The organism is Acinetobacter sp. FL (assembly GCF_040744925.1).
Taxonomy (GTDB): domain Bacteria; phylum Pseudomonadota; class Gammaproteobacteria; order Pseudomonadales; family Moraxellaceae; genus Acinetobacter; species Acinetobacter radioresistens.
The window spans coordinates 1133207-1146898 of the sequence record NZ_CP160437.1; the positions used below are offsets into that span (position 1 = coordinate 1133207).

At 40.6% G+C, this 13692-nt stretch carries 14 protein-coding genes; 3 read left to right on the forward strand and 11 right to left on the reverse strand.

All coding sequences use genetic code 11. The annotated features are described in order from the left end of the window. Positions 1 to 151: 151 nt before the first annotated feature. From rplI to ABZP31_RS05200, 10 genes are all read right to left on the reverse strand, one after another. Complete coding sequence (gene rplI, locus ABZP31_RS05155; RefSeq protein WP_005014836.1) at positions 152 to 598, reverse strand: 50S ribosomal protein L9; 447 nt, start codon at positions 596 to 598, stop codon at positions 152 to 154. An 8-nt stretch (positions 599 to 606) separates the two neighbouring features. Beyond that, positions 607 to 834, reverse strand: coding sequence for a 30S ribosomal protein S18 (gene rpsR / locus ABZP31_RS05160; protein ID WP_004928375.1), 228 nt, complete (start codon positions 832 to 834; stop codon positions 607 to 609). Between the two features lie 11 nt (positions 835 to 845). Continuing rightward, the gene (rpsF, locus tag ABZP31_RS05165) at positions 846 to 1232 is read right to left on the reverse strand and encodes a 30S ribosomal protein S6 (protein ID WP_005014834.1); all 387 of its coding nucleotides are present in this window, start codon (positions 1230 to 1232) and stop codon (positions 846 to 848) included. A 210-nt stretch (positions 1233 to 1442) separates the two neighbouring features. Then, positions 1443 to 2321 carry a heme o synthase gene (gene cyoE / locus ABZP31_RS05170; protein WP_005014832.1) on the reverse strand — a complete coding sequence of 293 codons (879 nt, stop codon included), beginning with the start codon at positions 2319 to 2321 and terminating at the stop codon, positions 1443 to 1445. Positions 2322 to 2331: 10 nt separating this feature from the next. After that, positions 2332 to 2658, reverse strand: coding sequence for a cytochrome o ubiquinol oxidase subunit IV (gene cyoD, locus ABZP31_RS05175; protein WP_005014830.1), 327 nt, complete (start codon positions 2656 to 2658; stop codon positions 2332 to 2334). Next, the gene (gene cyoC, locus ABZP31_RS05180) at positions 2658 to 3278 is read right to left on the reverse strand and encodes a cytochrome o ubiquinol oxidase subunit III (RefSeq protein ID WP_005014829.1); all 621 of its coding nucleotides are present in this window, start codon (positions 3276 to 3278) and stop codon (positions 2658 to 2660) included. Before cyoC ends, cyoD begins: the two co-directional genes overlap by 1 nt. 4 nt (positions 3279 to 3282) lie before the next feature. Further along, the gene (gene cyoB / locus ABZP31_RS05185) at positions 3283 to 5265 is read right to left on the reverse strand and encodes a cytochrome o ubiquinol oxidase subunit I (RefSeq protein WP_005014828.1); all 1983 of its coding nucleotides are present in this window, start codon (positions 5263 to 5265) and stop codon (positions 3283 to 3285) included. A 3-nt stretch (positions 5266 to 5268) separates the two neighbouring features. Further along, positions 5269 to 6336, reverse strand: coding sequence for a ubiquinol oxidase subunit II (cyoA, locus tag ABZP31_RS05190; protein ID WP_005025454.1), 1068 nt, complete (start codon positions 6334 to 6336; stop codon positions 5269 to 5271). Between the two features lie 292 nt (positions 6337 to 6628). Beyond that, positions 6629 to 7396, reverse strand: coding sequence for an RDD family protein (locus ABZP31_RS05195; protein ID WP_005025456.1), 768 nt, complete (start codon positions 7394 to 7396; stop codon positions 6629 to 6631). Between the two features lie 630 nt (positions 7397 to 8026). Continuing rightward, positions 8027 to 8515 (reverse strand): hypothetical protein, encoded by a 489-nt coding sequence (locus tag ABZP31_RS05200; protein ID WP_005025458.1) that lies wholly within the window; start codon positions 8513 to 8515, stop codon positions 8027 to 8029. 462 nt (positions 8516 to 8977) lie between these two features. Here ABZP31_RS05200 and ABZP31_RS05205 point away from each other — a divergent pair, with 462 nt between their 5' ends. Then, positions 8978 to 9235, forward strand: coding sequence for a hypothetical protein (locus ABZP31_RS05205; RefSeq protein ID WP_034670094.1), 258 nt, complete (start codon positions 8978 to 8980; stop codon positions 9233 to 9235). Between the two features lie 220 nt (positions 9236 to 9455). Here the strand turns inward: ABZP31_RS05205 and ppsA are convergent, their stop codons facing one another. Then, entirely contained in the window at positions 9456 to 11834 is a 2379-nt protein-coding gene (ppsA, locus tag ABZP31_RS05210; protein ID WP_174498824.1) for a phosphoenolpyruvate synthase, read from the reverse strand. Between the two features lie 154 nt (positions 11835 to 11988). Between ppsA and ABZP31_RS05215 the strand changes: the two genes are divergently transcribed. Both ABZP31_RS05215 and ABZP31_RS05220 read left to right on the forward strand, forming a co-directional pair. Next, positions 11989 to 12825, forward strand: coding sequence for a pyruvate, water dikinase regulatory protein (locus ABZP31_RS05215; protein ID WP_005025465.1), 837 nt, complete (start codon positions 11989 to 11991; stop codon positions 12823 to 12825). 92 nt (positions 12826 to 12917) lie between these two features. Next, entirely contained in the window at positions 12918 to 13679 is a 762-nt protein-coding gene (locus ABZP31_RS05220) for a hypothetical protein (RefSeq protein WP_005025467.1), read from the forward strand. The last annotated feature ends 13 nt before the right edge of the window (positions 13680 to 13692 follow it).

Consider the following 13692-nt stretch of genomic DNA (forward strand, 5'->3'; position numbering starts at 1 on the left):
GACTTTCAATTCAGGTTACTTATCTTAATGCAAAACAGCAGAAAAAAACGCTCGAATCGAAAATTCAATTAAAAAAATAAAACTGTAGAATCAATAAAAAATTTAAGAATAAAAAAAGCATGCCAAAGCATGCTCTTTTTACTGCAGAGAATTACTCGGATACGATAGTAACCAGAACTTCAGCAGTTACGTCATGGTGCAACTGAATAGCGATGTTGAATTCACCAGTGTTGCGAAGTGCGCCGTTTGGAAGGCGAACTTCAGCACGGTCAACTTCAAGACCAGCATTAGTCAGTGCATCAGCGATATCACGAGTACCAATAGAACCGAACAGTTTACCTTCATCACCAGCTTTCGCAGTAATTACAATATTAACTTCATTCAGTTGGTCAGCGCGTGCTTGAGCAGCAGCTAAAATATCAGCTTCTTGTTTCTCAAGTTCAGCACGACGAGCTTCAAAAGCAGAAGTGTTAGCTTCAGTTGCAGCAACAGCTTTACCCTGAGGGATAAGGAAGTTACGGCCATAACCTGCTTTTACAGAAACTTTATCGCCTAGCTTACCTAAGTTTTTAATGCGTTGTAATAAGATAACGTCCACAGATCACCTCACTTATGGTTGTCAGTGTAAGGGATCAAAGCCAAATAACGAGCTTGTTTAATAGCAAGCGCTAATTGACGTTGATAACGAGCCTTAGTACCAGTGATACGGCTAGGAACAATCTTGCCGTTTTCAGTGATGTACTGTTTTAAAGTATCGATATCTTTGTAGTCGATGTACGCAACGTTCTCAGCTGTAAAGCGGCAGAACTTGCGACGACGGTAAAAACGTGCCATTGATGTTCTCCTTAAGCTTCAACAGAATCTTGATTGTGTTGTGCTTCTTCACGTTGAGCTTTACGCGCACGTTTTTCTTCAGCACTTTTAGCCAATAAAGACTCTTCAGTGATTGCGTTTTCACGACGGATGATAACATTACGAATAATTGCGTCGTTATAACGGAATAATTCTTCTAATTCATCAAGAGTCGTTTGACCACATTCAACATTCATTAAAATGTAGTGCGCTTTATGAATTTTGTTAATCGGGTAAGCCAGTTGGCGGCGGCCCCAATCTTCTAAACGGTGAATTTGACCATCAGCTTCTTTGATGTGAGTCAGGTAACGTTCTACCATACCCACAACTTGATCGCTTTGGTCTGGGTGTACCAGAAGTACGATTTCGTAGTGACGCATTGTCAGCTCCTTACGGTTTAAACAGCCCCTGAATTATGGTATCAGAAGCAAGGAGTCTCGATTTCTAGTCGAGCCGCATAAATTGCGAAGCGGCAATTATAGGGAAAAACCAAACCAAAGACAAATGCTTTTCAAGAATAGTGCCAGAAAGTGGAAAACCAAGTACATATCATCTACGAGAGTGGCTTAAAGACAACCACTCTGTATTGACTAAAAGATAGGGAAATGAGGAGCAGGGGACACTGAAGTAAAACTGAAGCTCAGGCTGACAATCGTAATCAGAGTAACTGAAAATAAGAAGAAACGCTTTGCCCAGAGCTGGTCATTTTCAGCCTTCAGGCCAATCAGACCAATGTAAAACCAGTAAATGCACAGAAGGTTTAAGATAACCAAATACAGCCAGTTGGTATAGCCATAGATGAATAGGGCATTCATGGCAATACTGAATAGGACGATATAAATCAGGGATTCAATCTTGGTGCGTAGAATAGAACGTGCTACAGGTAAAATAGGAATACCTGCATTTTTATAGTCATCAAAACGGTAGATTGCAATTCCCCAGGAATGAGGCATTTGCCAGAATGCATAACCTGCGAAGATGAGTAAGGCGGCCAAGTCAAATTCATTGGTTACTGCTGTATAACCAATCACCGGAGGACTTGCTCCAGAAATACTGCCAATTAGTGTCTGATGAATACTGGTACGTTTGGTCCAGAGACTATAGAAGCCTACATACACCACGAAACCAACCACAGCAAATGCAAAGGCATAAGTGTTCACCCAAAACCATAGTATGCTAAAACCGATTACTCCCAAAACCAGCGCATATAGCATGGCAACAGGTACAGAAACAGTTTTTTTTACAAGAGCACGATTTTGAGTGCGTTGCATTTTCTGGTCGATGTCTTGGTCAATGATATTATTGACGACACAACCTGAGGCAACAACAAGCGTTGTACCGATAAGGGTTAAAAAAAGCAAAAGGAAATCTACAGAGCCTTGGGCGGCTAATAAAAAGCCGCCCAAGGTGGTAATGAAATTACCGAAGAGAATTCCTGGTTTGGTCAGGAATAGATACTTTTTCAGCATGACGACCAGTTTAGATCATCATGTTGAAGTGAAGGTAATTCATAATCCATACCGAGCCTACAAGTAAAATTGCAATACATAGGACAGTATAGATAAAAGCAATTACGTTCCAGCGCTGTTCTGAAGAGGCATTCATATGTAAGAAGAATACCAGCTGAACAAGCACCTGTGCAGCAGCAGTAATGGCAATTACAGTAACCAGTAAGCCACGCTCAAATCCACCACTCATCACCATCCCGAATGGGATGATGGTCAGAATTACGGACAGGATAAAGCCGATCGTGTATTGCTTGAAATTACCGTGCGCTGCACCAGCAGAGTTATGATCGTGACTCATTAGAGAACTCCCATTAAGTAAACTACGCTGAATACACAGATCCAAACGATGTCAAGGAAGTGCCAGAACAAGCTTAGGCAAGCCAGACGACGCATATTTGGAAGAGTCAAACCATTTTTCTTGATTTGAATCATCAAAATGATCATCCATACCAGACCTGAAGTTACGTGGATACCGTGCGTACCGACCAGCGTAAAGAACGAGGAAAGGAAAGCACTGGTGGTTGGGCCGTAACCTTCATGAACTAGATGATTGAATTCATATAGTTCCATGCCGATGAACGACGCACCAAAAAGCCATGTAACTGCAAGCCAGGCAATAACCTGACCCACATTTTTCTTGTATGAAGCAAGTACAGCAAAACCAAAGGTTACTGAAGAGATCAGAAGGGCGAAGGTTTCAGTTAAAACAAAACCAAGAGAGTCGCCAAACAGATCTCCTGCACTTGGAGTACCCGGTGGAACATGACTGCTTAATACAGCGAACGCGATGAAGAGTGTACCGAATAAAATCAAGTCACTCATCAAGTAGGTCCAGAAACCAAAGACAGTGATATCAGTATCATCGTGATGATGATGTTCATCATGTCCATGGTTGTCGTGATGAAGTACTTCAGCCATATCCTTAGTCCTTCTTCAAGTGTTTTTCAAGTAAAGCATAACGTTCATCTTCGATACGCTTAACTTCAGCTGCAGGTACATAGTAGTCCACTTTCTTAGTAAATGAACTCACGATGAAGCTAATAATAGCAGCAGCGAAGGTAATGAATACTAACCACCAGATATGCCAGATCAATGCAAAGCCCATAACTGTAATAAACATTGCAATTACAAAGCCGGCAGCACGGTTAGTTGGCATATGGACATCTTCATAACTCGTTGGACGAGCATATGCCACACCATTCTCTTTGTCTGTCCAGAAACGGTCAATACCGTTACCTTCTGGCAGGTGAGCAAAGTTATAAAATGGGGCAGGAGAAGATGTAGACCATTCAAGTGTACGGGCATCCCAAGGGTCGCCAGTCAGGTCCAGATTGTCATTACGCTGTAAGAAACCAACGATAATTTGCATAAGGAAGCAAGCGATACCGATAGCAATCATGACAGCACCGAACATTGCAATAGTTACATACGGATCCCAGTCTGGATTGTCATATGTGTTCAGACGACGAGTCATACCCATGAAACCTAGGATATAAAGTGGCATGAACGCAAAGTAGAAACCAAAGAACCAGAACCAGAATGCAGCTTTACCCCAAGTTTCATTAAGTTTCCAGCCAAACATTTTTGGCCAGTAATAAATGATACCTGCGAACATTGCAAATACAACACCACCAATAATTACGTTATGGAAGTGAGCGATCAAGAACAGTGAGTTGTGAACCAGGAAGTCTGCTGGTGGAACTGCCATCAGTACACCTGTCATACCACCAATACCAAAGGTAACCAGGAAGCCTAGAGTCCATAGCATTGGCGTTGTATAGGTAATGCGGCCCTTGTACATGGTGAACAACCAAGAGAAGATTTTCACACCAGTCGGGATCGCAATAATCATGGTCATGATACCGAAGAACGCGTTAACGTTGGCACCTGCACCCATGGTAAAGAAGTGGTGAACCCATACAACAAAAGACAGTACGGTAATTGCTACAGTTGCATACACCATCGATTTATAGCCGAATAGTGCTTTGCGGCAGAATGTTGCAACAACTTCCGAGTAAATACCAAATGCTGGCAGTACCAAGATGTATACTTCTGGGTGACCCCAAGTCCAGATCAGGTTCACATATAACATTGGGCTACCACCCATGTCATTAGTGAAGAAATGGAAACCGAAGTAACGGTCCAGAGACAGCATTGCAATGGTTGCAGTCAGTACAGGGAAAGCAGCAATAATCAGTACAGAAGTACATAGTGCAGTCCAGGTAAAGATCGGCATATCCATCAGTTTCATGCCAGGTGCACGCATCTTAATAATAGTAACAAAGAAGTTAACACCAGTAAGAAGCGTACCTAAACCAGAAATCTGGAGTGCCCAGATATAGTAATCTACACCTACGCCAGGCGAGTATTCGATACCTGACAGCGGAGGATAAGCCATCCAGCCTGTAGCGGCGAATTCACCAATTGCCAGCGAAGCCATCATCAAGCCAGCTGCGCCCGCGAAGAGCCAGAAGCTTAAAGAGTTAAGCAGTGGGAAAGCAACGTCTCGTGCACCAATTTGTAGAGGTACGGAGATATTCATCAAGCCTACAACTAGACCCATCGCTACGAAGAAGATCATGATCACGCCATGCGCGGTGAAAATCTGGTCGTAGTGCTCCGGATGCAAATAACCTTCACCACCACCTCTAGCGAGGAACTGCTGAAGACGCATCATGATTGCATCGGCAAAGCCACGCAGCAGCATGACAACAGACACGATGATATACATGATACCAATTTTTTTATGGTCTACTGATGTGAACCATTCGTTCCACAGGTAGCCCCATTTTTTGAAATAGGTTAGTCCTACGACAAGCGCCAGACCACCTAGTACCATCAATGCAACTGTAACCAACACGATTGGATCGTGCGGAATTGCATCAAAACCAAGCTTACCAAACATGTCTTATTCCTCTACAGAAGCAGTCGCATGTTCAACATTTGCATGAGATGCACCAGTATGTTCGGCACCCGCTTGCGCTGAGTGGTCTGCACCGTGGTAGTTGCTCATGTATTTGTTAATCACTGATTCGAACAATTTAGGCTCAACTGAAGAATAGTAAGTCACAGGATGTGGCTTAGTCGGGTAAGTACCCTCAGCTTCAAGTTTTGCCGCTTCCGCTTTCTCTTCTGGAGTTACAGCACGTGCAACAATCGATTCAATTTGATGTTTTGCCCGATTACCATCACGTAAGGTTGCAAATTCAGCTTGGTCTAGAATACCTTTTTGAATTGCTTCTGGATTTACAGAAGTACCATTACCTGCTTTAACCGCGGCAACCCACTGATCAAACTCTGGTCGAGTGACACTGTATGCCAAGAAACGCATTTGCGAGAAACCGTAACCTGAGTAGTTGGCAGAGAAACCGCGGTATACACCAGTTTCTTCAGCTAATACATTCAGATGAGTCTGCATTCCCGCCATTGCATAGATCTGACCTGCTAACTGCGGAATGAAGAATGAGTTCATTGTAAAGTTAGACGTCAGGCGGAAGCTTACTGGTGTATCTACTGGAAAGCGTAATTCATTTACTGTTGCAATATTCTGCTCTGGATAAATGAACACCCATTTGAACTGTTCTGCAATCACTTGCACGTTCAATGGCGCTTGCTCAGATTCTATAGGACGGTATGGGTCATACTTGTGTGAACCCACCCAAGTCAACCAAGCTAGAATACCAATAATAATAACAGGGATACCCCAAACTACAACTTCAATCGTAGTAGAGTGCGCCCATGTAGGTTTATAGTCTGCATCTTTATTTGACGCGTGATATTTCCAACCAAACCATAAAGCCATGATGATTGATGGAATCACCACAAGCAACATCAGATAGATTGCTGTCATCATCAGGTTACTTTGACCTGCAGCAACTGGACCTTTAGAGTTTAGAAGTACTAGATCACCACCACACCCGGTTAGGAGTACGGCAAGCGTTGATAAAGACAATACAGCTAAAATTGTTTGTCTCATTTTACAACCTCGGTGAAGAGTCCCATTACTAAATAAATATGGGATAGCGATTAAAGTGCCGCATCAGTTAAACAACAGCTTCTGGATTGAAGAAATCATTTTTTACCGGGCACCGCTACGTTGTAGGGCATTATGCCTTATATCAACAAACTAAGCTACACATAAAGTGGCTTTAAATTACTGTAAAGAAAACTGATTTTTTTGGTCGGGATTGGTTTTTTCGTATTAAAAAATCAATATTTTCAAAGTGGTGAAAAATTAAAAGGGTAAATCCATTTACCCCTGTGAATGACTACTTAGTACGTTTAATAACCTTGGTTTTGGCGATCATATCATGTAAGGTTTGTCTTTTTTGTCCTAAAGCAAATAAAGCATCAATAATTGCAATAAAGGGCACTACTGTCAGTGTAAGCAAGATTACCAGGACACTTCTCAATAAAAAAACACGGGTTAAATTTACTTTACCAGAAGTATTAGCGTCTACAATCTGGATATTAGCCAACTTTTTACCAATACTTTGGCCTGTCCGGGCCAGTAACACAGCCTGGATCACAAGCATAATAAACATATACACCAGCATTGCCTGCCATGCTTCAGCTGGAATAAGTGCAAGAAACTGGTTTTGAAGGTCTATAGCCTTCGTTGTGCTATCTGCAGACTGCATTTGTGTCTGAATGCGTGTGAGCTCAGACATCTGGGTAGGGGTAAGGAAAAAAGAAGGTATGGCTGCTATAGGTAGCCATAACATGAGATCAATTACTTTTGCCAGTATTCTTGAGCCGATTGAAGCCTGCTTCTCTGCGACCTTAGGTTTATTTTGTACATGAGTTTTCTGGATTACAGGATTATTAAAAACAGGCTGGGCTGGAGAAGACTGGTAGCCTGCCGGCTCATAACTCAGTTTTCCCTGTGTAAGTTCACCTAATGCTTTCCATTCGGTCATACCTTCATGCCAAGCTAAGTCAGTCAACAAAACCTGCTGACTGGCAAGCATCTGATTGACTTGTTCTAGAGTATACGGGCCTGCCTGTTGATTATTTCTAGCCAAATAAATCTGCATAAATTTTGAATCTCGAATACCTGAAATAAATGAAACAAAAAAGAAAAATATACACTCAAACTTTTCTGCATATATTTAAAGACATCATTAAATATCTTTAATTCATCTGCTTTATAACATATTGCTCTAAATAACTAGTCAAATTTGTCTGTAAACAGGGGAATACGCAGATTTTAAAAGTGAAGTAGCTGTAATCTTTTTATATTAAACCACATTGGAGGAACTTGGAAATCTTAAATATGAGATAGCTGAAAGCTTAAATTTGACTAAGCGGAAGCAGCTTAAAGTAGAGTGAGGCAAAACAGATTATAACTAAAAAAATTAAGCCTGATGGATCAGGAATAATGAGTTTTAAGAATATATTAGTATTTTATATAAGTGCAGCTAAACATCTTAAAGCTTATACAAAATATTTTAAAAAGCCATATTTTATCAAATGGATAAGTTAAAGAGGATGGAGTCTATAACAAGGCAGGCTAGTGTTTCTGGCAGTAAACGATAAAAATATTTTAATTTCCGTATGTGAACACCAACGGCAGCTTAGAAACCAAAAAGTCTAATTGCAAAATAAACCGGGATTATAATTATCTAATAATCCCGATTTAATCTGATTGTGATTAATTATGCAGCCTAGTTTGCTAGTCTGAAATAAGAATAGCTGACATTTTTATCTTTATAGACATCATAACTTTTTTGCTTAAAGTCAGAAACCCAACTGTTACCGCTATAGCCAGCTATATGACCATATTGATGTTTTTGGGTACGATGAATTATATAAATATCACCTTCTTTAGGATGGTCAAAAGAGGGTTTAATTTCACGATAACCCAGAGAAAGCAAAGTATTTCCCCAGTCTGAAGCTGCAACAGGATGAGACTGTATTTTGGCACCAGCAGATTGCAATGCAACTCGAATACTTTTAGCGCATTTACTGGTACTGGATTGACGAGTAATACTCTTTAATTTATTGGTGAAAGTATCAAGGTCAAAATAATCTGAAACCATACCTCGGACACCACCGAATGGACCTGAGTGGGGAGTAGAAGACTCTACAATAACCTGTGGCTGAGGCGTAGAATGTAAATAAGACGTATCAGAAAGAGAATAATCGTAAAGCATTTAGAACATAAGATAACTTAAGACGGCAGTATAAATAACACAATTATCTTATAAATAACACGAATGTAATATTTTGAAATATTATTACATTACAATTAATCAAAGTTTTCTATTTTTAAAGGGAAGAAGCCAAACTAGAAATCTTGATGTAAATTAGATTGAAAATTAACTTTCTAGTATCCTATTGAATCTTGTAAGAATGACTATTTTCCGGATATAAATAAAATTTTTGGTTAAAATGTGAGCTTTTGTGATGAGTTGTTATATAAATTACTTGTTGTTTTAGAGGTGTAAATGTAAACTTCGTCACAGTTAAAGAACTTTTAAGTTTATTGCCCATACTCAATGTATGGGTATTTTTTTTGAAAGTTGAATGAGTGGGTTTAAATTTTAATTTTTAAAGAAAGAACATGATTAAGTAGTCATTTTTATTTGATCTAAACTTTTAATATAGTGAAAATTATGGAAAGAATTCATACAGAACAGTCACTAAGCCTTTACCTGACAGAGTCTTATAAGGGCGTAACTAAGACTAATTTGAACATCCTGCCGGGTAGCCAAGAAGGTTTTTCGCTCAATGAACTGTATGAAAAATCTAAAAAATTCGAGGACGAACTTAAAGCTGAAGAGAATGAAGTAGTAAAGTTCCAAAAGAAAATGATCATTTTAATCTGGGCTTTTTTCATCATCATCGGGCTTCTTGTGACGTTAAGCTATTAGATTAAAAATTATAAATAATTGTAGAAATTCATAACTTTCATTAAAGTAATTTTAAAATATCATCACAGTTTGATTGTCTGTCTCTATAAAGTTGCGTCCAGAAAAAGTAAGCAATTTCTACCTATCTAAATTATTTATTTACTTTTAATAAGACTGCTTAAACTGGTGTTAATTGTAATAAAAAAGGCCCTGTTGGGCCTTTTTTATTACATATATTTAATTAAGACTGTTTAATTTTTTCTTCAGCAAGAAAGAACCAGGTATCCAAAACAGAGTCCGGATTAAGTGAAACCGACTCGATACCCTGTTCCATTAACCATTTCGCCAGATCTGGATGGTCGGAAGGGCCCTGACCACAAATCCCTACATATTTGCCTGCTTTACGACAAGCATGAATAGCCATAGACAATAGGGCTTTAACTGCTGGGTCACGTTCATCAAACAGGTGGGAAACAATACCAGAGTCACGGTCTAGACCAAGAGTAAGCTGTGTTAAATCATTAGAACCGATAGAGAAGCCATCAAAATGTTCAAGGAACTGCTCAGCCAAAAGTGCATTGGTTGGTAATTCACACATCATGATTACTTTAAGGCCATTCTCGCCACGTTTAAGTCCATTCTGAGCTAGTAGTTCAATAACACGTTTTGCTTCAGTAACAGTGCGTACGAATGGAATCATGATCTGGATGTTAGTCAGACCCATTTCATCACGTGCTTTTTTAAGTGCACGGCATTCCAGCTCAAAACAGTCACGGAAGTTGTCAGAAACATAGCGGCTTGCACCACGGAAGCCCAGCATCGGGTTTTCTTCTTCCGGTTCATATAATTTGCCACCAATCAGGTTGGCATATTCATTTGACTTGAAGTCGGACATACGGACAATAACAGGCTTGTCTGCAAATGCAGCTGCAAGTGTTGCAATTCCTTCGACCAGTTTTTCTATATAGAATTCAACTGGAGAAGAATAGCCTGCTGTGCGTGCCATAACTGCTGCGCGGGTTTCACGTGGCAGGCTGTCGATATTAAGCAGGGCTTTAGGGTGCACACCAATCATGCGGTTAATGATAAACTCTAGGCGAGCAAGACCAATTCCTTCATTTGGCATTTGTGCAAAATCAAAGGCACGGTCTGGGTTACCCACATTCATCATAATCTTGAATGGAAGCTTCGGCATAGATTCGATTGAGTTGCGCTGAACTTCAAAGTCGAGTGCACCTTCATAAATGAAGCCAGTATCACCTTCAGCACATGAGACGGTAACTTCCTGACCATCTGCCAGTACTTCAGTCGCATTGCCGCAACCTACAATGGCAGGAACACCAAGTTCACGTGCAATAATTGCTGCGTGACAGGTACGCCCACCACGGTTGGTAATAATGGCAGCAGCACGTTTCATGACTGGTTCCCAGTCAGGATCAGTCATATCTGATACCAGAACATCGCCTTCTTGTACTTTGTCCATTTCTTTTATGGAAGTTACAATACGAACTTTACCTGAACCGATACGCTGGCCAATAGAGCGGCCTTCACAGATCACGCTACCACGCTGTTTTAGCAGATAACGTTCCATTGTGCCCACATCTTGACGGCTTTTCACGGTTTCAGGACGTGCCTGAACAATATAAAGCTGGCCATCATCGCCATCTTTTGCCCATTCAATATCCATTGGTGAGCCATAATGCTCTTCAATGATAAGGGCCTGTTTAGCCAGTTCATGTAATTCATGATCATTCAGTGCAAACTGCTGGCGTTCCTGTTTTTCAACATCGACCACAACCACTGACTTACCGGCAGAACCTTCATCACCATAAATCATTTTCTGGTGCTTGGAGCCAAGGTTGCGACGTAAGACCGCGTGCTTACCGCCTGTTAATAAAGGTTTAGACAGATAAAATTCATCAGGGTTTACTGCACCCTGAACAACCATTTCGCCTAATCCATAAGAAGCAGTGATAAATACAACATCACGGAAACCAGATTCGGTATCAAGTGTAAACATTACACCTGCAGCACCTGTCTCTGAGCGAACCATACGTTGAATACCAGCAGAGAGCGCAACTAAGCTGTGTTCAAAACCTTGGTGCACACGATAAGCAATGGCGCGATCATTAAAGAGAGAAGCAAAAACTTCCTTGATAGCAATCAGCACATTGTCAATACCACGAATATTCAGGAAGGTTTCCTGCTGGCCTGCAAATGATGCATCTGGTAAATCTTCGGCAGTCGCAGAAGAACGAACGGCAACCGCGATATCAGGGTTGCCGTTTGAGAGAGCTGCAAAAGCTTCACGAACTTCTTTTTCTAATTCTGCAGTAAGTGGAGTCTCAACAATCCATTGACGAATTTTAGCTCCGGTTTCGGCCAGCGCATTAACATCATCAACATTTAATTGAGCAAGTTCAGCTTGAATCTTAGCGTTCAGGCCGCTCTGTTCGAGAAATTCACGATAGGCAGCAGCAGTTGTAGCAAAACCACCAGGTACCGATACACCAGCATTGGATAAATGGCTGATCATTTCACCCAAAGATGAGTTTTTCCCACCCACGAGTTCAACGTCGTGTTTCCCTAGTTTTTCCAGACCGATTACGCGCGCTTCCAAAGTTGTTACTCCACTTTTGCTGTATTAATCACTATCTTGGCATGAAATTATCTTAAAGCGCTTAGGTTTTTGATTTTACTAAGCGACAGTCATGTAAGATCGGTTTACTATAAAGATTATATAGTACTAAGACAAATGTTTGAGGAGAATTTTAATGACAGAAGGTAAACAAATTAAGCGGAGTGTGTTTTTTATTTCTGATGGCACTGCGATCACCGCTGAAACCTTAGGTCACTCCTTATTAGCTCAGTTTCCTCATGTTGATTTTGATATACACATCATCCCTTATATCACTACTGAAGAGGCTGCAACCAAAGTCGTCGAAGAAATTAATACCCGTGCAGATCAAGAAGGCGAGCAGCCTTTGGTATTTGATACGCTGGTTGACCCTAACGTGCGTGATATTATCAATACGGCTAATGCAGTAAATCTGGACGTATTTGAGGGCCTTATCAGTAAGCTTTCCGATGTACTTGGCACACCTCCAACGACTTTGGTCGGGCAAACGCACGCTGTAACAGATTCTGAATCTTATAAAGCGCGTATTGATGCAGTACATTTTGCCTTAGATAATGATGATGGAGCACGTACCCGTCATTATGATAAAGCTGATCTTATTTTAATTGGAGTTTCCCGTTCAGGGAAAACACCTACTTCAATTTACCTGTCGCTCCAGTTTGGTATCAGGGTAGCAAACTATCCATTGACTGAAGAGGATCTGGACGATAACCGCTTACCAGCAGTACTTAAAGCACATAAGCATAAATTATTTGGATTGATGATTGATGCAGAGCGGCTGGTTGCCATTCGTACTGAACGTAAGGCCAATAGCCGCTATGCAAGTTTTAGCCAGTGCCAGATGGAATTACGTGCGGTAGAGGGAATTTATATTTCTGAAGGAATTAAATACCTGAATGTCTCAGAAATGTCGATTGAAGAAATTTCTACCCGTATTTTACAGATGACTGGACTTAAACGCCGTATTGGATAAATGTGTTACACAGCAGTATGACAGAACTCATACTGCTATTTTGTATAAAGACTTTTAGCTTGTTAAAATGTAAATCATTAAAGTGAGCAGCAATGTTAAAGAAAATTTTACTCGCAAGTTTACTGAGCTTTTCTTTTTCAAGTTACGCACAAACTCTGAGTCAATTTGAAAGTGGATTGCTCAAGCAGTATCAGCAAACTGAGATAAATAGCCGTATAGATGCAGATCAGTATAATCAGCAAATAGCCGAAGCTATACAGAAACAGTTGCTCAGCAATCCTGCAAGCTTTAATTATTCGTTCAAACAGCTGGTTGATGCAGGTAAATTGTCTATTAATTATAGTCCTGACAAAAAATTAAAATTTTATAGTTTTGATATTTCATCGGGTGGCACCATGCGTGAATTTGAGACTTGGGTACAGATCAATTCAGGAAAGCGTATTATGACCCAGCAAGTACCAACTGCCAGCCTGGTTCAGAATGTCTATCAAACAAACTTTAAAAATATGACTGTCTATTTAGTGCGCGACATCGTCATTGGAAGCAGTCGTGAAGGTGCTTATAGTATTCAGGCGTTGCAACTTTCTCGGCAAAAACTTCGTCCTGTACAGATCTTTGAGACAAAAACTAAAAAGTTAAGTGAGATTGCCGTCGAGTATGATCGTGCGAATTTCCCTGAAAATCAGCCAGCATTTGAAGATTACCAACAGCTACCGCAGCAATTTATTCGGGTATCAAAAGACCTGAAGTATATTGATATCCGTGTCATTCAGGCATCCGGGAAATTGACTTCACAATATTTGCGCTATGTTAAGGCCGCAACGGCTTACCATTATCAGGGTACGGTGCAGTAAAAATCTTTTGGGT